The organism is Microbulbifer variabilis (assembly GCF_052467165.1).
Genome location: NZ_CP174301.1, coordinates 1,602,508 through 1,622,795, shown reverse-complemented (window position 1 = coordinate 1,622,795; position 20,288 = coordinate 1,602,508). Strand labels below are relative to the sequence as shown.

Here is a 20,288-nt window from a genome sequence, read left to right as displayed (position 1 = left end):
AACCTTCAGCCCCGCACCTTAATGCTACTAGCTTGAACCTTTTATTTATTACCGCGTCGGCAGTTGCCCTTACTGACCGGAGACCGCTTCACCAGGGCCCAGCTGCTCAGGTGCTGGCGGCAGCGGTACAATACTTTGCAGATACTGCCCTGCTTCCTCGGCCCTTGCATACCGGGCCGGCATCAATCCAGCAAGCTTATCGATACTCCTGTCTATCCAGGGGTTATAGATACCTACCCCCAAAAGCTCGACATTTTTCTGGTGGACCGAGATCGCCTTTTCCTCAAATGGGTAAATCTGATCCTCCAGAGCCAGCTCGTATTCCTCCAGTTCCAACGCATTTAAATCAGTAGGCCGCTCGGAATCTTTGAGAGACTGACTGAAATGCAAATAGATTTCTGCAAGATAATAAGTCGCCGCGGCAGTGACATCTGCAACCTGGTAATCAATCAAATCTGTGAAAGTGCTGATAGCTGCTTTCATCCGCTTGCGCTTCAAGTTCAAATTCTTTTCAATGGGCTTCACCAGGGCTATCTGGGTAAAGGCAGCGTAACTCGGCTCGGCAAGTTGCAGTGCTGCATTACCTGCAAGGTAGCGGGTGCGATCAGTACGCTGTGAGCCACCGCGCAATTCAATACGGACCATCTCACGAAGCTCTTTCATATAGAGCTTTTCATTCCCACCTGCTTTATAGATATCGGCGATTCTCTGCCGTGTTTCGAGAGCAGGCTCCATGGGGTTGGGGAAAAGGCCCACATAGCGGCGCAACACTTCCAGAGCTTTTTTGCTATCTTTTGCTGCACTGTACAAATCCGCTGCCTGGGTCAGGGCTTCGCGGCGGATTTCCTCATCCTCAGACTCGCGCTCAATACGCTCAAATTCCGCCGCAGCCAGCAGTAATTCACCACTCTCCTGGTACACCACTGCTAATTTCTTGGTTACGTCTTTTGCCAGTTCATGCTCAGGGAAGTTAGTGCGAAAATTGTTGAGCACTGTCGCAGCCTGGGTCCAGTCTTTCAGGATAATCAGGGAAGCGGCGGCATCATACTCTGCCGTAGCCAGCAGGGTTGCCCCGGGAGCAGCGGTACGAATACGCAGGAAGTGTCCAGCAGCTGCCGCATGATCTTCCTGCGTACGGGCCATATCGCCCTGCTGGTAAATCGATGCTGCCAAGTTATCGATCAATCCAGCGCGATCTTTAGCATCCGCAGCGGTAAGAGTCAGGGTTTCCCCATAGGCTACTTCCGCATCCTCAAACGCCTGAACATCAAACGAGGCATGTGCTACAAGCATCCAGCTGGACCGGCGAATCTCCTGTTCCGCCGCCGGGAATTTCTCCAGCAATGATCGGCCGTTTTCGATAGTGGGGGTATAGTCCTTGAGGCCATACAAGTCCTCTACTGCACCTAACATCACCTGCGGTGCCTTCCCATGCGCAGGGAAAGTATCAGCAAAAGTCAGAGATGAACGGATAATCTCGCGTAATAAAGGAGCACGCTGGTCTGCCGAAGCTTCTTTCAGGTTATTTGCCAGGTGTTCGCGGTAAGCGTAGACGGCCGCATATCCCGCCTCACTGGAATCCTTGTGGGCCGGATATTCATAAGCTGTGCGCTCATACTCCAAAGCGGAGCTATGGAAATCCCTATTCTCCAGCATCAAGCCGGCCAGCTGGTAATTAATCTCCGGTGCACGCTCAGTTTCACGGAAGGATTCCAGGTAGCTGCGATACCAGTGAATTGCTTCACGATAGTGCTCGGACTTTTTATCCTTCAGCTTCTTGTTCTGGTAAGCCGCATGATAGTGGCTGGCGAGGTCAATCAGGTTTGCCTGCAGGAACTCGACCACCTCTCCGTATTCATTGATATCGAATACTGTCCAGTATTCAGCTTTGAGGGCATAGGTGTTGGCAAAGGATTTCTTGGCTTCAAGTACCAGCTTGGGAAAGCCACCCTTCGCGTAGATTTCAATTACGCGAATAGAGAAATCTGCAGAAACCTTGTGCAGGGGATTACGCTCAACAAAAGCAGTGTAGGATTTTGCCGAGTCCTGATAGCGACGCTTATCCAGGTAGTATTCGCCCAGATGGCTGTACACCAGGTACTCGTACTGGCGCGCCCCCTTGCGGGAGAAATAGTCGACAATCGAATCGGGACCTTCCAGGTAAGAGAAGCTCAAGCTCACCACACGGAAGGTATCATCGATATGCTTTCGCTCTACCTCGTTGGTCTGCTGGTCGAAGTCATAACCTTGGGAAACTTTGTAATCGAGCATGGCGATATAATCATCCAACGCCATCTCGTACATGTCCTGCTTGAACAGGGACCAACCGCGCTTGTACAGGGCCAGCTCATAAAAGCTGGAAACCACTCCGATATTGATCACCTTACCGTAGGCTTCCTCAGCATCCAGGTATTTCTTACGGGTAAAGTAATACTCTCCCAGGCGGAACCAGGATTCATCAATGTGACGGGAGTCTGGATATTTGGCAACCAACTGTCGCAAAACATCCACTGCATTTTCAATCTGTCCCGCCTCTTCATAGGCTCGGGACAGCTGATACATCACCTGGTCGTTGCGGTCGTACAGCGGGTATTTTTTAAGTAAGTCGAGATATAGGTTAATTGCTTCCCGGGCATTGGCAGACATCAGCGCATCGGGATCATCCGCAGGCAGTGGCAATGCAGAATTGTCTGAGGCAATCTCAACATTGCCACTGGCACGCGCCTCAAATTCATCATCAGACTCTATCGCACCTGAGTTTTCCCCTGCCACCTGTTGGGCCCGAGTAACCGGTGCGGCGACTTCGGCGGGTGCATCAAGGGTATTCTCCGCGGAAATTTCCGCTGCTTCTATAGCAACTACCGCTCCACTCGTACTAACCGCGCCGGCACCACTGGCGATTCCATCAATAGCAGCATCCTCAGCCCGGTGCGCCTGTTTAATTTTCAGGTCGGCAATTCGACGCATCGCCTCCGGGGTGAGATTCGATTCAGGCGTTTCCTGTAGGTAACGTTGGTAACTGGCGAGGGCTTTCTCCAGGCTTCCGTCGATATACTCCTCTTTAATTTCAATATCGACATTTTGCAGGCTGCCAATAGTCTTGCCGCTATTCACGGCACAGGCATTGAGCATCAGTGCAGCAGTGGAAGCCAGTACACATCGACGCGCAATAGTCATACTCAGCAGACTGGAATTAAAGCAAGGCATCAGGCTTCCCCTCCATCACTCACTTCGACTTCCGCATCCAGTTCGGGAGGATTTTCCTCTGGCAGGGATTCGCGGTGCTGCTCAATTTTGAGCTGGTCCTCACGCTGCTCCTGCAATTCATTGGCACGGTCATAGCTGTCGGCCAAGGCAAATCTCGCTTTGATTTGATAGCTTTCCAGCTGGGTACGACGGCGCTCCAACTCCTGGATTGCCAAAGCCTCCAACATACTACCCTGACGTGCCATCAACATTTCCAGGCGCTGTTGGCTGCTGCGGATCTGCGCACGCAAGCGGGTAATCTCTTTGTTGTAGCCGGTGTAACTATGTGTGGCCGCCTGGCGGCTACGCACATAGGACTGGTAAACCACCTGTAGCTTTTCAATTTCTATATTGAGTTCCTGCAGGTGTTTATAAGCTTCTGTAAGCCGCTGGTCATATTCAGTGGAAAGGCGAAGATCTAAAACACCCTGCAGGCGCTCTACCCGGCTACTCGTCGCCTCAGTGAAGCCCTGCGGACGCTCTGTGATCTGTTGATGCAACTTCATCAACTCCAGGCGTGCCTCCTGCTCATTTGCGGTGGCAAGATATTCCGGGCGGCGAGAAACCAGCATCTGTTCAATACGGCTGGCAAATATATCCCGCTGCTCAATACGTAGTTTGATACGGGCATCCAGCTTGCGAAATTGCTCGTCGAGCTGCGGCAGCAGGGGTTCGTAATAAGCCCTGCGGATACTGATAATATCTTCGTAGGCGCTAAGGCTTTTGAGCCACTCTTCATTGCGCTCAAAGAGATCGTTTAGGTCGCGGTAGTTACGCAGGAATTCCTGATAGTCATTGGATGCCATCAAGTCGAGGAGATAATGAGTCTCAGGGGCATCAGGCAGGTTGCGCAGTGCCACCACCCAGTTCTGTACCTGGGTTGCCTCTTTGCGGCGCAATGCCTCAAGGAACTTGCCTTCTCGGATACTGTTGATCGAAGCGGTCAACGTATCAATCTCATTGCCGAATGAGTCCAACGCACGACCATAATTAATTGCGGCTGTACTGTGTACATCCAGCTTGCCATAGGCATAGGGTACGGCGAGCATGGCTTCATGTACGGATTCATTGGTGCCTTTGCGGTTTTGCAGCATTTTCCAGGGCACCAATGCTCTCCCATAGCGACCGGCACGTGCCTCGACCCAACCAGCGCCCAGCAACGCGCGATTGGAAAACGGTCCTTCGAGATTGACGCGATCAAAATATGGGCGAGCCAGTTCTAATTCACCGGCCTCCATTAAATGCGAACCTAGCAATAAATTGGTTTTATCATACAGCGCCTGCGCGGCGGGCTTGCTGCTGCTCTTCTTACCCAAGGCAGTCAGTTCCAGTACACCACGGGTTTCTTCGCCAGACTTTAACTGGGCGATTCCGAGGTTGAACTCAATAAACCCGGCAAGGGATTCTTCCCCCTTCAGGTCTTTTAGTAATTCCACCGCTTCATCAAAGCGCCCTAACTGCATAAATACCCGTGCACGTAAGAACTGTTCTTCCGCACGCACACGCTCGGGTACACGCCCTTCTATCATTTCCAGAGCATGCAAGGCATTCACTGGTTGCTGCTTGTGGTAATGAATTTTGGCAAGGCGATAGGCAGCCTCATTGCGTACCGCCTGAGAAACATTACCTTTAAGCACGGCTTCAATTGCGCGCCCAGCCTCCCGATGCATGCGATAGGAAAGCTCCAGGTCGCCCACGGAAAATTCTGCCTGCCCCAGATGCGCACTGAATGGGTCCAGCTCCGGCTGATCCAATCGATAAAACTGGGCCAGCTCTGTATCCAGAGCCACAATCGCATCAAAAAAGTTTTCCTGGTGAGCATGAAACATGGCAGCACCAAAAAACAGGTCGCGCAGTTCCTCACGCTCTTCGGCATTAACCACACCTACGAGGATAGGCAAAGTACACAGGGAGGCCGCCAAAGCTCGCAGTATTGCTTTAGCCGGGACCGGCAGTAGCGACAGCAGAGATGTACACATGGTTACCAGTCCTTGAAGTTAATCTCAGACTCGGCTCCTAAGATGCTGATCTCAACAAATTTCGGCCCCACAGCCTTATCTACCTGGTAAGAAGCTTCGGCCCGATACTCGCGGCCGGAGGGTGTTTTACCGATGAAGCGGACTTGCAAAGGATGCGCGCCAGTCTGGACGTTACCGGTATATAATTTTTGCACGCCACCTTTTTGTAGGGATTCGATTTCGCGATAGGTATATAAATGGTGCGCAACAATTTCGCCGTTTAGCCTGACCTCTACAGATTCCAGCTCAAAGGGATGCTCATCGGCAACAGAGACAAAAAAGGCCACTTGTGAGTTAGAGGGAAACAGTAGTTTCTCTTCCAGCTGCGAGAGAGTCGCAGTCAGGTCGATCACATCCTTTTTTACATCCTGGATTTGCTCATCCAGACCACGAATATCATCGCGACTGACATTTTGCGCAGAAACCACGCTTGCCAATAGCAGCAGGATTGTTACCTGTAGAATTCTGAACATGTGATCTACCTCTGACCCTACCTTTAACAATGAAACCAGCGATGCGGAAGACCCTTGCGGGCCACATTGAAATGCCTGTACACAGGGACCCTTCAGCCAGCGGCATTGTATTGAATACAGGAATCGGCAGATGTGAGGAAAGTCAAATCTAGCGAAACAGACAGGTGGGAATTTTTCCGATTTTAGAGGGGCACAGGGCAGGAAAGTGTGAAGAAAATCACGTATTTTATCTATGCGATGGCCAAGCTCTGATTACTATAAAACAGCTTGCATTACCTTAAGATTGTACCACTTATTGATAAACCCACAATAATAAAACTTTTGTACTGTACGAGTTTATCCGACCCCTTAACTTGACCGCCCCTGTTTTTGGGGCGGTATTGATGTCAAATCAAATTATCTATTTTAAGAGCTTTACTACCCACTTAAGCATTAGCTGACTCCCCCATGGATACAATAACCTTGCCTTTCGCACGACCGGTTTCCAGGTATGAAAGCGCCTCAAGGCTCTGTTCAAAGGGGTAAATCTTATCAATAACAGGGCTGATAATATTGTCCCGACAAAGGGAGCCCAATTCCTCAAGCTGCGATCCGTTTGCCTCCATAATCACCATCCGGTAGAGCGCTGTCTTTTCCTTTGCAGCCTTCATTACAGAACGTGCTTTAAGCCTGAGCAGCTTGCGCAGGAGCCAGCCGATACCAAATTCCTTCGCCGTCTGGGGGTCCAATACACCGGAGATTGAGACAACCCTTCCGCCCCGCTTCAGAACTTTAAAAGCATCGAGCGTGTATTGCCCACCCAGGGTGTCATAGACCACATCAATATCAGAGAGGAGATCCAGGTAATTTTCCTTCTTATAATCAATTACCTGATCCGCGCCCAGTTCGCGTACCCACTCAACATTGGCGCTACTTGTTGTGGTAATGACATAGGCCCCATAGGCCTTGGCGAGTTGAACTGCCACAGAACCGATACCACCGGAACCGGCATGAATCAGTACTCTCTCGCCCTTTTTCAGGCCGGCAACCTGGATCAGGGCCTGGTAGGAAGTCAGGCTCACCAAGGGGATGCTGGCAGCCTCCTCATGCGTCAGATTTTTTGGCTTTCTCGCCAGGTGTGAGGCATCCACGCTCAGGAAATGCGACAGTGTTCCCACATGATCCTCCCCAACGCGGGCGAAAACCTCATCGCCGGGCTGGTACGCTGTAACGCCACCGCCTACAGAAACCACTACGCCGCTGAGATCGCGACCAATCCCTACCGGAAGATCCAGCTTTTTGACGGCCTTCATGTCGCCACGCATCACCATCAGGTCAATCGGATTGATACTCGCTGCATGGATTCGTATCAATACTTCACCTGTTCCTGGTATCGGCACACTCGCCTCACCAAAAGCCAGGCTCGTATTGATATCACCATAGCGAGTTATTTTAAGTGCTTTCATAAATATCTCTGGTCATCCGTTCATTTGATGTCAGCGATAGTGCCCCCCGCCCACCTTGGGAAACAGATGACAATAGGTGGAAGTCTTTTGTCTTTTTGACAACAATAAGGAGAAATACTGGGCGGTATGATCACTTGGGGAGGTAATTATGGACAAAATCAGGGCGTTACGTTACTTCAAGCGAGTAGCAGAACTATGTAGTTTCACTGCCGTGGCCGAGGAGTTTGACGTACCAGCTTCCTCCATCTCGCGCAGAGTCCGCGATCTGGAGCATTCCCTGGGTATTGAATTGCTACAACGGAGCACTCGCCAGGTTGAGGTGACTGAACTGGGGAAACTCTACTACTCCATGATCGGCGAAGCCATTCGCCAACTGGAACAAGCTGATGAACTGGTCAGCCAGACTTTTGAGGCTCCTAGTGGACTTGTTCGAATCAGCTGCCTCCCCTCCTATGGTGAGCAACACCTGACTCCCCTGCTGGAGCAGTTTGCCCAACGCTATCCGGATATTGTCTTTGACCTGCACTATAGCGACGATCTCACCCAGCTGGGTAAGGACCCGGTTGATATCGCTATACGCGGAGGCTACGCTCCTGACGAACATGTTATCGCCAAGCGCTTGTCAAAAAACGAATTCTCACTAACCGCTTCACCTGAATATCTCAGCTCCCTGAAGCAAGAATTTCCCCTAAACAAGCAAGCCATAGAGTCCGCAAACGCATTGCAGTACCGGGGCCCCAAAGGGCCTATTGACTGGCACTATTTCAACGGCAATTACTGGGAGCCAATCGAGCTTACCACTCACCTGATCAGTAATAATGGCAAAGCCCTACTGGCTGCCGCTTTAAATCATCGCGGTATGTTCTGTGTGCCCTCATGGAGTATTTGTGAACACATAGACTCTGGCGAGCTGGTAGAAGTGCCTACCGAGGGCAAGGTATCGGTTAGTCCCGGAGGGGACATTGGCATTTTTCTACTCTATGAACGCAGCAAATATCAGATCCCCAAAATTAAACTTTGCGTGGACTTTATATATTCAAATTTGGGCAAGCTGTAAAAATATCGAGAAATTTACTCAACACGACTTTCCGGGGTGCCCCTGGCAATAAAAAATACCCCAACTATCAAGCTAGCAAAAACCAAAAATGCATTTAACAAAAAGGCCCGACCAATACCAGTGATCATATCTGGAGCAAATGCCACCACCACGGCATTCAGGCCCAGCCCCAAAGCGCCACCCGCAACCTTTAACATAAACAGGATTGCACTGGCAAGGCTCTCCCGTCCAGGCTCGACTATTGTTACAACCAGGGTTGTTGCAGCAGGGTTAAACAACCCCAGGCCAAGCCCCAACAATACTAAACCTGGAACAACATCTATGTAACGTGATTCACCCGATACAGCAGAAAGCGATGCCATACCTGCCCCCATCAGGAAAATCCCCACACAAATTATAAGTTTCGGCCCCAAACTTAAATAGACTCTCCCCGATAAAAACGAGATAAAGACGAAGGAAATCATTAGTGGCAGTAGCGCCAAGCCCGAATCAAGAGCCGAGAATCCGAGCACTTTAGAGGAATACTGGGGCAAATAAAGAATCACTGAAAAGAAAACAACCGATGTAACAAAACTGATGGCACCCACCACTGTAAATTTTGCGTTAGTGATTACATCACCGGGAATCAATGCATCCCTGCCTTTCTTTACTTCCAAAAACAAAAAGACCACAAGAGAAACAAAAAAAACGAAGAAAAAATACAATGTATATAAGCGATTGAACCCGATCTCCGCGGCAACATACATACCAAACAAAAGACTAAACACTGACACCATTAGCATAATTACACCGGCATAATCGACCCTGACCGATGATTTAGTTGGCGTATCCTGTGGAACAAACTTCCAGCAAAGAAATACAGATAACAGGGTTAGGGGTATATTGATCAGGAAAATCCACCGCCACCCCCATAGATCAGACAGTGTTCCTCCCAGAATTGGCCCTATTGCATTTGCCAAACCACATACCGTCATCACCAACCCACCTACCTGGCCAGCCCTGCTGGGTGGCACCAATGTATAGGCAATTCCCAGAATTGATGGCCACATCAGTGCAGCCCCAGCCCCTATAACAATTCTAGAAATCAGCAAGGTTGGCGTATTAAAGGATAAGCCCCCGATCAACGAAAATAACAGAAAAATAGTACTACCAATAAAAAATAGCCTACGGCGCCCATAGATATCAGCAAGACGTCCACCCGTAACGATCAATACCCCAAACATCAGCCCATAGCCATTGATAATCCATTGGGAGGTAGTGATATCAATATTAAATTCCTGTTCAATCGCGGGAATTGCGGGAGAAAAAGCCGTGAAATCAACAGTGACAAGGAATAAAGCGAGGTTGACTGCAATAAAACCCAATTTCTGAGACTTCGAGAGCGTCATCTGGAAATATGACATAAACAGCAGCCTTACCAAAAACCTCAAGTCAACTCAGCGATGAAGCCCCTTCAACCGAAAAACCAATACAACCTCCACCAAGTCACAAAAAATATTTATCTTTCAATACTACCTCTCTCACTTTCAGTCACAGTGGGTGCACTCATAAACAGGAAAGCAATAACAAACCCTACAAATGCAAAGCAGGCATTTACTTCAAAAGCCCTACTAATACCTGTAGTAATATCGGGTGCAAATCCTACAATAGCGGCATTAACACCGAGTCCCACCGCACCGCCAGTGATTTTCAACATATAGATAATCGCACTGGCCAGGCTCGCGCGACTGGGGTCTACTACAGCGATTACCATTGTGGTTGTAGATGGATTAAATAACCCCAGTCCAGCCCCAAGGATAATCAATCCAAAGATATACTCACGGCCATCACTTAACCTGGAGATATAAAACATCCCCAGACTCATGGCCAGGATCCCAACACAAACCAGAATCTTCCCCCCGGTCTTTTGATAGAGTTTACCGGCTATAAATGAAAAAACCGCAAAGGCAATCATCAAGGGAACAAGCGTTAAACCCGATTGCATAGTGGTAAATCCACGCACATTTGTCAGGTACTGGGGCAGATATAAAATAACTGAAAAGAAAGTAATAGAAGTAAAAAGAGTAACGGCTCCGGCCGCAGAGAACCTCTTATTTTTAATAACATCCTCAGGAATAAGAGCTACCTCTCGTTGGTGAGACTCTATATAAATAAAAACTGCACTAAATACCAGAAATCCCACCAATAGCCCGATTACCAACGGGTGCATAAAACCAACCCCCGATGCATAATTCAGGGCCAGGAGAAAACTCAGCAGAGAAGCAGTCAGAGTGATAACACCCAGATAGTCAATACGTTCATCGGGATCAAAGGGAACATCTCGGGGAACAAATTTCCAGCACATAAGTGCAGCGGCAAACGCTACTGGCAGGTTTATAAAAAAAATCCATCGCCAGCTGAACATATCCGCCAATAACCCGCCCATTACAGGTCCAAGGGTATTCGCCAAGCCACAAACAGCCATAATCAGACCGCCGGTCTCTCCGGCGCGCTCTTCAGGCATCAGGCTATATGCCATTCCTAAAATGGAGGGCCACATCAACGCTGCCCCCACCCCCATGAATGCCCTGGCGGCGAGAAGCATCGGCACATTCAGGGCGAGACCGCCCATCAAGGAGAACGCCAGGAAAATTCCTGCTCCAGTAATAAATGCCCGTCGCCGCCCAAAGATATCCGCAATTCTCCCTCCGGTAACCACCAGTACACCAAAGACAAGACCATAGCCATTGATAACCCACTGGGAGGTGGTGATATCCATACCCATCTCCCGCTCGATCGCCGGGATCGCAGGAGAGAATGCAGTGATATCAATAGCAATGATAAATAGGGCCACGAATATGGCCAGCAAGCCTAGACGGGGGGAATTGGGGTCCTGCTCCTGGATGTGTGACATGGACGTTAACAACTCCAAGGGTTTCAGCCTGGAATTACAATCCGACCAGATTCCAAGTTAAGTTCCCGGAAAGTCCCAAGTTATACCCCACACCCTTGGATGTACGCTATAGCCTCAGCCGTGACGGCAATTTATAAATTTCCACCCCAACCGAGACAGACAATAGGTAGCAATTAGTTTAGTTGAGAGCACTCGGCTAAAATATAGATATTGGTGATTCTTCCCATCCAAGCCAGGTTTTCTCTACGCTACCAAACAACTCTTTATGCTATTTAAACAACGTAAGCAGAGATGCTGAAGTCACCAACCGGCCCATAGCAGAGATATTCTCATGCGCAAATACATTCTTCTTATTTTGTTAATCTTCGCCCCTAATCAATTTGCGGAAGCAGACACTGTGAACAATCTAAGCAGCTTCCAGTGGCAGAAACGCGTATTACTCCTCAACAACCCTGCCAATGAGACAGAGACTATGCAGTCTCTACTGAAGTTGGGCCCTCAGTTTGCAGAAAGGGACTTACTGTGGTTTGTCTTTTCCAAGGGCAATATCGAGACGAATTATCCAGGGAAAATCACCAGCGATTTCAACACCAATATCAAGGATCAGTATTTCAAGGGCGATGGCGAGCAGGTAGTCTTGATAGGAAAGGACGGTGGCGTGAAATATCGTGCTGTCAAGTATGCCCCCATGGAAATTTTGCGGCGTATCGACAGCATGCCGATGCGCCAGCAAGAGACAAAAGATGGCTCCTCTCCTTAACCCCCAAGGTATCACTGGCGCCCACACGCAAAAACACTGAAGGCGGCCCTTTAGCTATAAGCCCACACAAAGCTTATACGCTATCCCTTGCCCTCTTGCCGGCCATTTTGAATAACACCGGGCGCACTTTGGCTACCAACCAACCCAGTGCCTTGCCACCAGCTGTAGTCTCTGTTGCCTGGGCGTATTTATTCAGTGCCAGCTCACTTTGGGCTTGTTGACTTAACAGGTCGACCTCTTTATCCAGCTCTATTCCTGTGGCGTTGGCAATACGATTCATGCGCTGGAAACTGCCGATTAGTGCCGCCACATCCACTAAAGCGGAACTACCGTGTTCCTGCTCCAGTCTCTCCCTGGTGGGGGGGATCAGATGTACATCCTCGCCCATGACCGCATCCACAAAAGCGAGAAGTTGCGCATAATCCTCTGCTCCATGGGGGTGATGTCTTCCACCGCCATTGCCTCCTGCAGAATCTTCAGAAATAAGCAGGTTGGCAATATCTTCCTGTTTTCCCTGCACTTCACTACTCACTTGGAGCAACATCGCGTGTGAGGCCGCACAGTAAAAGCACTCGTTGTTCATCGACACTCTAGTGGCCACCAACTCTATCTCAGTACGAGAAAGAGCGCGATCGTGATTCTCTCCCACTTGCATGACCTGAAAGGGCATAAAGTAATAGCGGTTTTCCATATAGCGCTGGCAACGCACAGCATCCGGCACCAAGCTCAGGGCCCTGAGTACATTAGTAGGTCTGGGGATATCCTCGTACAGATCCTGCTCGGCACCCGTGCACTGGCCCTGTCCAATCATAGGCACCCAGGCAGCACCCTCTTCCAACCCTGCGGGTATGTATTGGGAGGGCACTGTGTCCTCCCCGGCCAACGCCTTGGGGAGCTCTTCTAAATCCAACCCCAACGCACGATGGAAGGTATCCACATTCATGGCAAAGACAACAACCGCCACAAGCTCCACATACTGGCCCATGGAGATTTCCGAAGGTACCAGCTTTTTCAACCACTCCTCACTCAGGCGGGAGGGGTCAGTCACTATTCGATGAACAGTATCTACAACCGCTGTGGGAAGATCCGAGCGGCTGTCGTGCAGCCCCTCCACCTGATAAGGGGAGAGCGCCTTTCTTCGCTCCCGACAATATTCGCAGTCGTAGGCCGCACGCACTTCCCTGGCAATAGCTATATGATCTTCTAAAGACCACCAGTTGCCCGTTTCTCCAATAAACTGCCAAGCCTTTAGATTTGCCTTGCGTAAATCATCGCGAATAGGATAACGCACGTTCGAATAATTAAATGGCATTGCTTATACAAATCCCTATGACTAATAACCAAAATATTAGGCCGCCAATCGAAGGAGTATTACTCAAGGCATTACGTTTTCCAGTATTCAATTCACGACTACTCTTCAGACTAATTCCCCCCAGCATGAAGTACAGTTCAATTTGTCATTAATACCGGTGATTTAAGGATTCTCTACAACGCCAGGCCCACAAAAAGCTTGAAGGCAACACCCCTGGCAGGCCATCATCCACACGCATTCCAAACAAAGAAGTCGGAAGCTATGGCTAAAAAAGCAATTGTTATAGGTGCAACTGGGCTGATTGGTAGCCACTTGGTTGAGCAGCTGGCACAGGAAAAATCGATAGGCGAAATAGTCGCTCTGACCCGCCGCCCCTTGTCCTTTTCCCATCCAAAAGTTCGCAATGAGCAGGTTGATTTTGAACACTTAGAAGAATACGCAGACCTGTTTCATGGTGACCTGCTGTTCTCCTGCCTGGGCACCACCAAGAAGCAAGCGGGCGGCCTGGAGCAACAATTCAAAGTGGACGTGGAATATCAATTTCGCGCTGCACAGCTGGCAGCAGATAATGGGGTTGCCCACTACCTGCTGGTATCCTCCAGCGGTGCCAATACGAAAAGCAACAGTGCCTATTTGCGCATGAAAGGGGAACTGGAACAAAAGATCCTGTCACTGCCCTTTGCCCGCATCAGTATTTTCCGCCCTTCTCTGCTCATCGGTAAACGGGCCGACCTCCGCCCTGCAGAGAAAATAGGCGCCATTATCTTACCCTGGGTCTGCCGACTACCCGGACTACATCGTTATCGTCCTATTACGGGCTCCCAGGTAGCCGAGAAAATGGTAGCCGTATGCGAAAAAGCGGGAACTGGCGTAGAAACCTTCACCTTGGATGAGCTGTTCTACACCTGACTTTTATTTCTGCATCCGGGGCATCAAGACTGGCGATCAGCGCCACAGGGGCACAGACTATCAATAGGTAACCGCTTTCCGGTAAGCACTATGTTGTTGTCTGTGCGCCTTCTCACCCCTTTGCTTTTTATCTGTTGGGCCCTATTTCCCAGCTCCTCCATGGCAGACTGTCGCCTAGATCGACAGCAACAAAAGCGCTGCGGCCCCGGCCAGTGTGCGCGAGATAGCGATGGAAATGTCTATTGCGCTATTCACTCCGGAGGTGGAGCCCTCTCTGATATCAATGGCAATATTGTCTGTGGTGTAGGGTTTTGCACCAAAGACTACCTCGGCAAAGTCTGGTGTTCAAAACAAAGGGGTGGCCTGGTTGGGCGCGATAGCAAACAGAAAGTTGAGTGCCAGGGAAGCTGCGCACGGGGCACGGCGAAACTCTGTGTGCCAGGGCGCTGAGGGCTAGCCCATCATGTCACAAGAGATTACCGGTCTTAGCCAGTTACTGGATCAGATAAAATCCAGTTGCCAGCACACCGAGCGCATCTCCCTACAGCTGGTACTGGAATCCATCGGGCGCAGGTCATTCGCGCCCTTCCTGCTATTAGTGGGGTTAATCCTCTTCTCTCCCCTAAGCGGAGTACCCGGCTTATCTACCGTAATGGCCACTCTCTTATTGCTCGTCGCTATACAACTGCTGCTGGGCCGTAGGCACGTTTGGTTGCCACAGTGGTTACTGAGTCGGTCCATCTCGCGGAAAAAAATGAATGACGCCTTACAATGGCTGAGGCGGCCAGCAGCATTTGCCGACCGCTGGATGCGGCCGCGCCTGGATTTTATGGTGCGGCGCAGTGGCACCTATGCGATAGGCACTATCTGCTCACTGATTGCATTAACCATACCACTGCTGGAACTGGTGCCCTTCTCCGCAACCACAGCAGGTTTTGCCCTCACCATTTTCGGCCTGGCGCTCGTTACCCACGATGGCCTGCTCGCACTGATTGCCTGCATAATTACCGTGCTACTCACCTGGCTTCTCGCCCATACCCTACTTTGACAAATATTGAGCCATCTGCACCGTCGTCTTATGCACCGGTATTATAATTGTAGGCTTGTCGCTTTTAACGGATTTATTAAACTCAACTCTAAAAACTTAGCCCAGCATAAGCTTTTTCAAAAACGCATGAATGAGTTTTCAATTTTAAACATCAAGTTTAGCGGTGATTAACGTAAAATAGCTTACACACCATCAAACCAGACCAGTAACACACTATTACCAACACGACCTTACCCAAACATGTCAGAAAGTACATTTCATCAATTCTAAAAAATTATCCCCCGCTTAATGACACAAACAAAAACAAACCCGATATGAATTAGCCTTTAAAAAACAAGCTTATAAATAGATTGACCTGATACAAACAAAATTGTATTTACTATTGACCCCTACTGTTAGCAATCCTAAACTTGAGCGCCTAACATGCAGTTTCATTGGACAACCCACATGACAGATTTTATCGAAGTATATGATGATGCCCTTCCCTTAGATTTCTGTCAGCAGGTGATCAAACTTTTTGAGAGCAGCCCAAGCAGGCAAGTACAGGGAGTAACCGGAGGAGGCGTCGACCCGTCTAAAAAACTAAGCAAAGATATCTATTTAAATCAACACCCTGAATTTAAAGATATCTTAGCGCAAACCATTGACTATACCTCAGAAAATATAACCGAGTACTTTAAAAAGTATTACTTTCTGCTTATAGGTACCTTTGGACTTACTGTCATCCACCCCAAAACGGGGGAGCCGGTTAAACTCACCCAGGATAATTATGAAGAAGTCGGCGCTCCGCAAGCACACATTTTGATGCAGCAGTTGTTCCGCTTAGGGCATATTAACGCCCAGAAATACAATAAGGGGGAAGGTGGCTACCCCTATTGGCACAGTGAAGTTTTTCCACAAATGCCGCACAATGAGGCCTTGCATCGCGTCCTCTTGTTTATGTTTTATCTAAATGATGTTGATGAAGGTGGGCATACTGAATTTCACTACCAAAATAAAACAGTAAAGCCCAAAGCTGGCCGAATGGTGATTGCTCCAGCAGGCTTTACCCATACTCATAGGGGTAACGTACCCAAATCAGGAGATAAGTATATATTAACTTCTTGGGTCCTATTCAATCGGGCAGAGCAAATATATGGTGCGGCAAAGTAATTCAGATAATGGCCAGTTTTTACTGGCTACTTTTCTTTTTTTTAAGTGAACGTCTTAGGGCTTGCCGGCCACCCCAACCTGTGCGGCACCTCCTCCAATATCAACAGAATACGCCTCCTCACTCAGTAAACACCTCGCTAGATGTACAAAGACAGTTCATGTTCCGCTGAAGAAGCGAGACAGATCCTTCCCGAACCTGCTTCCACACTACTAAAGTGTATTGACCGACAATAAATGATCAGTAGCTGATCTCGCTCAAGCTGTTTCTGCCAGCAATCATTAACCTACCAGCAAATCATAGATTAGCCTTTAAGTGAATAAGCCCTTTGGGGCATCGAAAATACCTGAAGAACCACAAATCGTGTAAGAAATGTGGAGCAAAAAAGGAGTAAATAAGGAACTTTTGCTTAATTCGCCAACTTAGGTAGTTACCAAAAAATTGGCATGCTAAGTTCAAGATTCGAAGCTACATTACACCATCAATTATCAAATTAATTTTATTATCTAGTGAAATGAAGAAATCGTCGACTATCGACCTGCATTTGAATAATCTATAAACACTATCATCTTAGCGAACAACCGGATATCGCGCATAGTTAAAATCTAACGAAAAGGAAATAGAGATATGCCAAGTTATGACGATTTCTTAAGCGAATTGGACAACGATATTGAGACGGCCTTCAAAAAGTATAAACTGGATTTCAATACTCAGGAATTTGATATTAAGAATGGAGTGTATCAAACCGGAATCGACTTTGTATTCAGGGACCCAAATATAATCCTGATGAAAAAGGATGACAAATCCGAAAAAAAAGCGACATATATGACCTGGGCTCGTAAATCAGCCGTATCAGTAACTTTAGATAGTAAGAGCCCTCCCTACTTTATGACATCGCACCTTAGCGGCTGCCGAATGACCCTTAAATTTCACGATGACGCAAGACATAGCGTTACAGTCATGCATGTTGCCGGTGATACTAGTTCAGGGACAACCTGGAATGGTTCTAAACAAAGGGATAAACTGGAAGAAGAGGTAGATATTCCTGCTCCAGTAAAGCTCGAAAGAAGGCTTTCGGTTACGGGCTTTAAAATGAATGGAGTATCAGGACCCAAAAAGATGAAAAAAGTACTCGCGAAAGGAGGTACTACCTTCTACGACAGCCTTGCCCGCTGTTTTGGTGTGCGCGGCGAAGATAACAAATGGAGATTCTACGTCCAAAATTTAAATAATGATGAACAGGTCATAGGCTTTTTTGAGATTGTATAACAATATATTTATGCGGTGGCCCAAATTAACATTTTCCCTATTGTTAACTGGCTACCGCATAATCAAAATCGAATCATCAGGCCTAAAATCGATCAACAAGCCACCTGTATTTAAATAATTTTTTTGTTTTCTCCAGGGCAGACGGAAGGTGCTGCCCCAGACAAATAGTTTCCCAAATCTCTATTTGTCCAGTGGAAATTCCAGGCCTAACATACGAGGATATTTTGAAAGTACCATGAGTGCGAGCAAGTCATAAACTGCGTGCCAAATAATCACCCCCAATAAGCTGCCTGTCTGCTGATAAGCAACCCCCAAAACCAATCCAACAACAAATGTCAGCAGGAAATATGTAAATGATGCCCAATGCAGAAAGGCAAAAATTAGTGAAGCACCCAGCAACCCGATTAAAGGGGAACTGAGCTGTGATAGCCATACCTGTAGAAATCCCCGAAAAAAAATCTCCTCACAAATACCTGCAACGATAGACAACAGAATAATCTGCGTAGTAGATATTCCTGAGAATAATTGAGTCAGCTGCGCACAGTGGCCGCGCAGCGTACAACCGAAAGATGTAGGAGAGCGGGTAAGAATTACAACAGCGGTAAAACTAAATAGTGCCCCACAGACTCCCCAAACTACTGACAAAAATGGAGAGTCGCCAGGTATAGGAAGTTCAATACCGGAGAAGCCAATCGCAACAAGGGCAAATAGCAAACCCCCTGCCTCAATCCACATCATGACAGAAAAAATTTGTCTGCTGCTCAATTTATCCGCTGTCTTCTTAAACACTGAATTTTTGTCTTCCGACACAGGACATGCTCCATCAACCCCCTTGCTCGCCAGCCCGCTCTTCACCAACAACAGTTTTAAGGCTTACCTGGCCACTGGGCGCCACCATTAACTCTGCCACCCCCCCTTCTCGTAGATCCTTCTCAAGCTGCAGCGCCTTTTTCTTGGGAGCAAAGTAAGCCTCTATGCCGAACTTAACACGATAGCTATCGTCATTACCCCAAGGCCTTGTGTTGGATATACGCCCCCTCAGGAATATACCCTCATCGGGCTTATCAAAACTCGCCGAAGAGAATTCATAAAGTCCTGATGGAGACTTCTTCAGGGAGACATAAACCACCTCTCCCTGGCGCACCTGCCTGCCAGCAGACAGTGCCGATTTCTTAATCTCGGAAAAGCCATAGTTCAAGCGGGCGTAATTACCTCGGAACATGGAGCGGGGGTCCACCGGGATAGTCTTAACCCGAATTGGCTCGCCAGACCAAAGCGGTACCTGAGCCTTCACGTATAGGCCAGCAAGAATCAAAAACTGTACAGCAATCGCTGCAACTAAGGCGAAGAAAACCCCTCTCTTCATCGTGCTTCCTCCCTGCCCTGATGGAACTTCCAATACTTGGCCGCCCCCAACAAAAGGCCGGCGAACAGGATGAAAATCAGAGCTGCCCCCAGGTAATCTCCAATAAGGTCAATATAACGTAACAAGGCGGTGAGCAGTATCGCCACCACTCCAAGGAAGAAATAATGTGAAATACCATCGTGAACCCCGCGATATATCAGCCAAATACCACTGCCAATCAAGGCAAAGTTGGCAGCCACCTGCAGGTAAATTGCCAGATCTATATTATCAATGGTAGTTACCAAAGCCAGGACTCCAGCAAACAAAACAAGGAGGGCACTACTGGATAACAACCTTCGCGTAGGCATCGCCAATACCACGGTTACTGCAGCCATGGCTGCAACCACCAGCCACATGGACCACAAATGATCCCAATTCGCTTCAATCAAGGACTCCCAGGGAGATTCAAAGCTGAAAACCAATAAGGTGATCAACGCAAAACGCAAGCACCAAATGGAGATTACCGCCGAATAATCCCGAGCTACGGAGGATTGCTTCAAGGCCAGCCAATGACTGAATACATACAGCATTACAAACAAGGCAATTGCCACCGGTAAGCTCTCAGCCTGCAGAGCCAGCTTAAAGCCCTGCTCTTGTATGCGCCAGATCTCCGCCAGTGAGTATTCAATCCAAAGGCCAATGCTTCCCAGTATCACCAGCAGCAATAAAACACTCGCCCGTCCACGTAGCAGAACAAAAAGGGAAACAAGAATGAATAACGGAAATAGTGCTGGGTAATATCCCATCACTACCTGCAGGTAGAACCAAATTAGCGCAAGGATATTGGCTTGTAGCGCTATCCAGGGGCTCCTTGTAATCAGGGCAAATGGGATACAGCCAAGCGCCCACCACAAGAGCCCATCGGGCATATGCTCACCTAAGTGATAAATCTGGGCGATAAGAATTATCGAGGCACCAAAAAAGAAGTTCCCCAATAGGAAAAGCCCCTCGCCTGCACGGGGGTTGCGCTTGAAATATACATGCAATGCAGCACACTGGGTCGCAACAGTGAGGGCGATCAAACCTCCCATTCTCAATGCGCGGGGAATCTCATCCCAGTTGGCGCCTATCAAAGTGATTAATGCCAGGGCAATAAACAAGTAGCCAAGGCCCACCAATACGTTATACCCAAGGGAACGCTGGCGCGCCTTGTGGTAGTCCACCTCGTAGCGAGCACAGATCAACTCGGCCTGCGCCTCACTGATCAGTCCATCATCTACCCACTCCCCAGTCTCTTGTGCCAGGTCGTGCTTTAACAATCGAATCAGTCGCATACCACTATCCTGCGGAAAAGTATCCATCC

At 48.6% G+C, this 20,288-nt stretch carries 17 protein-coding genes; 7 read left to right on the top strand and 10 right to left on the bottom strand.

The annotated features are described in order from the left end of the window. Window positions 1-69: 69 nt before the first annotated feature. From ACJJIP_RS07205 to ACJJIP_RS07190, 4 genes are all read right to left on the bottom strand, one after another. Window positions 70-3,207, bottom strand: coding sequence for a tetratricopeptide repeat protein (locus ACJJIP_RS07205; protein ID WP_444946528.1), 3,138 nt, complete (start codon window positions 3,205-3,207; stop codon window positions 70-72). Beyond that, window positions 3,207-5,225: a tetratricopeptide repeat protein gene (locus tag ACJJIP_RS07200; protein ID WP_282953111.1), complete on the bottom strand. Its 2,019-nt coding sequence runs from the start codon at window positions 5,223-5,225 to the stop codon at window positions 3,207-3,209. The genes ACJJIP_RS07205 and ACJJIP_RS07200 overlap by 1 nt, the downstream gene beginning before the upstream one ends. Window positions 5,226-5,227: 2 nt before the next feature. Continuing rightward, window positions 5,228-5,737, bottom strand: coding sequence for a hypothetical protein (locus tag ACJJIP_RS07195; protein ID WP_020413204.1), 510 nt, complete (start codon window positions 5,735-5,737; stop codon window positions 5,228-5,230). 425 nt (window positions 5,738-6,162) lie between these two features. Beyond that, window positions 6,163-7,182: an NADP-dependent oxidoreductase gene (locus ACJJIP_RS07190; RefSeq protein ID WP_444946527.1), complete on the bottom strand. Its 1,020-nt coding sequence runs from the start codon at window positions 7,180-7,182 to the stop codon at window positions 6,163-6,165. 148 nt (window positions 7,183-7,330) lie between these two features. Here ACJJIP_RS07190 and ACJJIP_RS07185 point away from each other — a divergent pair, with 148 nt between their 5' ends. After that, the gene (locus ACJJIP_RS07185) at window positions 7,331-8,239 is read left to right on the top strand and encodes a LysR family transcriptional regulator (RefSeq protein WP_282953109.1); all 909 of its coding nucleotides are present in this window, start codon (window positions 7,331-7,333) and stop codon (window positions 8,237-8,239) included. 14 nt (window positions 8,240-8,253) lie between these two features. Here ACJJIP_RS07185 and ACJJIP_RS07180 read toward each other — a convergent pair whose 3' ends face one another. Together ACJJIP_RS07180 and ACJJIP_RS07175 are read right to left on the bottom strand one after the other, a co-directional pair. After that, window positions 8,254-9,642: an MFS transporter gene (locus tag ACJJIP_RS07180; protein ID WP_444946526.1), complete on the bottom strand. Its 1,389-nt coding sequence runs from the start codon at window positions 9,640-9,642 to the stop codon at window positions 8,254-8,256. A 95-nt stretch (window positions 9,643-9,737) separates the two neighbouring features. Continuing rightward, on the bottom strand, window positions 9,738-11,183 hold the full coding sequence (locus ACJJIP_RS07175; RefSeq protein ID WP_444946912.1) for an MFS transporter: 1,446 nt from the start codon (window positions 11,181-11,183) through the stop codon (window positions 9,738-9,740). 280 nt (window positions 11,184-11,463) lie between these two features. Between ACJJIP_RS07175 and ACJJIP_RS07170 the strand changes: the two genes are divergently transcribed. After that, window positions 11,464-11,892, top strand: a complete 429-nt coding sequence (locus tag ACJJIP_RS07170; protein ID WP_444946525.1) for a DUF4174 domain-containing protein — start codon at window positions 11,464-11,466, stop codon at window positions 11,890-11,892. Between the two features lie 73 nt (window positions 11,893-11,965). Here the strand turns inward: ACJJIP_RS07170 and ACJJIP_RS07165 are convergent, their stop codons facing one another. After that, window positions 11,966-13,204, bottom strand: a complete 1,239-nt coding sequence (locus ACJJIP_RS07165; RefSeq protein WP_444946524.1) for an alkylhydroperoxidase-related (seleno)protein — start codon at window positions 13,202-13,204, stop codon at window positions 11,966-11,968. Between the two features lie 261 nt (window positions 13,205-13,465). Here ACJJIP_RS07165 and ACJJIP_RS07160 point away from each other — a divergent pair, with 261 nt between their 5' ends. From ACJJIP_RS07160 to ACJJIP_RS07140, 5 genes are all read left to right on the top strand, one after another. Beyond that, on the top strand, window positions 13,466-14,113 hold the full coding sequence (locus ACJJIP_RS07160; protein ID WP_020413211.1) for an NAD(P)H-binding protein: 648 nt from the start codon (window positions 13,466-13,468) through the stop codon (window positions 14,111-14,113). A gap of 90 nt (window positions 14,114-14,203) precedes the next feature. Then, window positions 14,204-14,563, top strand: a complete 360-nt coding sequence (locus ACJJIP_RS07155) for a hypothetical protein (protein WP_282953102.1) — start codon at window positions 14,204-14,206, stop codon at window positions 14,561-14,563. A 13-nt stretch (window positions 14,564-14,576) separates the two neighbouring features. Further along, complete coding sequence (locus ACJJIP_RS07150; RefSeq protein ID WP_020413213.1) at window positions 14,577-15,161, top strand: exopolysaccharide biosynthesis protein; 585 nt, start codon at window positions 14,577-14,579, stop codon at window positions 15,159-15,161. A gap of 447 nt (window positions 15,162-15,608) precedes the next feature. Then, window positions 15,609-16,313, top strand: a complete 705-nt coding sequence (locus ACJJIP_RS07145; protein WP_020413214.1) for a 2OG-Fe(II) oxygenase — start codon at window positions 15,609-15,611, stop codon at window positions 16,311-16,313. Window positions 16,314-16,938: 625 nt separating this feature from the next. Continuing rightward, complete coding sequence (locus tag ACJJIP_RS07140) at window positions 16,939-17,580, top strand: hypothetical protein (protein WP_020413215.1); 642 nt, start codon at window positions 16,939-16,941, stop codon at window positions 17,578-17,580. Window positions 17,581-17,760: 180 nt separating this feature from the next. On the opposite strand, the gene ACJJIP_RS07135 is transcribed toward ACJJIP_RS07140, so the two are convergent. The 3 genes from ACJJIP_RS07135 to ACJJIP_RS07125 are packed head-to-tail and all read right to left on the bottom strand — an operon-like array spanning window position 17,761 to window position 20,259. After that, window positions 17,761-18,390, bottom strand: coding sequence for a CPBP family intramembrane glutamic endopeptidase (locus ACJJIP_RS07135; RefSeq protein ID WP_444946523.1), 630 nt, complete (start codon window positions 18,388-18,390; stop codon window positions 17,761-17,763). 13 nt (window positions 18,391-18,403) lie between these two features. Then, complete coding sequence (locus tag ACJJIP_RS07130; RefSeq protein ID WP_444946522.1) at window positions 18,404-18,946, bottom strand: GDYXXLXY domain-containing protein; 543 nt, start codon at window positions 18,944-18,946, stop codon at window positions 18,404-18,406. Then, the gene (locus ACJJIP_RS07125) at window positions 18,943-20,259 is read right to left on the bottom strand and encodes a DUF2157 domain-containing protein (RefSeq protein WP_157533479.1); all 1,317 of its coding nucleotides are present in this window, start codon (window positions 20,257-20,259) and stop codon (window positions 18,943-18,945) included. Before ACJJIP_RS07125 ends, ACJJIP_RS07130 begins: the two co-directional genes overlap by 4 nt. Window positions 20,260-20,288: the final 29 nt, after the last annotated feature.

Coding starts and splice junctions, on each gene's coding strand:
- ACJJIP_RS07205 (WP_444946528.1), bottom strand. CDS start 3,207: ATGCCTTGCTTTAATTCCAGTCTGCTGAGTATGACTATTGCGCGTCGA.
- ACJJIP_RS07200 (WP_282953111.1), bottom strand. CDS start 5,225: ATGTGTACATCTCTGCTGTCGCTACTGCCGGTCCCGGCTAAAGCAATA.
- ACJJIP_RS07195 (WP_020413204.1), bottom strand. CDS start 5,737: ATGTTCAGAATTCTACAGGTAACAATCCTGCTGCTATTGGCAAGCGTG.
- ACJJIP_RS07190 (WP_444946527.1), bottom strand. CDS start 7,182: ATGAAAGCACTTAAAATAACTCGCTATGGTGATATCAATACGAGCCTG.
- ACJJIP_RS07185 (WP_282953109.1), top strand. CDS start 7,331: ATGGACAAAATCAGGGCGTTACGTTACTTCAAGCGAGTAGCAGAACTA.
- ACJJIP_RS07180 (WP_444946526.1), bottom strand. CDS start 9,642: ATGTCATATTTCCAGATGACGCTCTCGAAGTCTCAGAAATTGGGTTTT.
- ACJJIP_RS07170 (WP_444946525.1), top strand. CDS start 11,464: ATGCGCAAATACATTCTTCTTATTTTGTTAATCTTCGCCCCTAATCAA.
- ACJJIP_RS07165 (WP_444946524.1), bottom strand. CDS start 13,204: ATGCCATTTAATTATTCGAACGTGCGTTATCCTATTCGCGATGATTTA.
- ACJJIP_RS07160 (WP_020413211.1), top strand. CDS start 13,466: ATGGCTAAAAAAGCAATTGTTATAGGTGCAACTGGGCTGATTGGTAGC.
- ACJJIP_RS07155 (WP_282953102.1), top strand. CDS start 14,204: ATGTTGTTGTCTGTGCGCCTTCTCACCCCTTTGCTTTTTATCTGTTGG.
- ACJJIP_RS07150 (WP_020413213.1), top strand. CDS start 14,577: ATGTCACAAGAGATTACCGGTCTTAGCCAGTTACTGGATCAGATAAAA.
- ACJJIP_RS07145 (WP_020413214.1), top strand. CDS start 15,609: ATGACAGATTTTATCGAAGTATATGATGATGCCCTTCCCTTAGATTTC.
- ACJJIP_RS07140 (WP_020413215.1), top strand. CDS start 16,939: ATGCCAAGTTATGACGATTTCTTAAGCGAATTGGACAACGATATTGAG.
- ACJJIP_RS07130 (WP_444946522.1), bottom strand. CDS start 18,946: ATGAAGAGAGGGGTTTTCTTCGCCTTAGTTGCAGCGATTGCTGTACAG.
- ACJJIP_RS07125 (WP_157533479.1), bottom strand. CDS start 20,259: ATGCGACTGATTCGATTGTTAAAGCACGACCTGGCACAAGAGACTGGG.